This window comes from Micromonospora arborensis (assembly GCF_003205615.1).
GTDB classification, from domain to species: Bacteria; Actinomycetota; Actinomycetes; order Mycobacteriales; family Micromonosporaceae; genus Micromonospora; species Micromonospora arborensis.
In genome coordinates, this window is record NZ_PYBV01000105.1 from 1 (window position 1) to 205 (window position 205).

Sequence of the window (205 nt, forward strand, 5' to 3'; positions counted from 1 at the left end):
TGGTTGACGCCGTTGTTGCGGGTCCACTGGCTGATCCGTGCGCCGTCATTGGTGGCCGAGGCGTACAGGTCCAACGCCTTGCCGCTGTTCCGGTTCACCAGGGCGTACCAGGCGTTGGTGTCCACGGTCGCCGCCGCCGCGGGCGCCGCGTTGACCGCGACGAGCGTGCCGGCTGCCATGACCGCGGCCGCCGCGGCGGCCACCC

General features: G+C 72.7%; 1 protein-coding gene. It reads right to left on the minus strand.

What is annotated here, in order from left to right; translation table 11 throughout:
- On the minus strand, positions 1-203 hold a 203-nt coding region (locus tag C7C45_RS33025; RefSeq protein ID WP_425271195.1), incomplete at its 3' end, for an RICIN domain-containing protein.
- Positions 204-205: the final 2 nt, after the last annotated feature.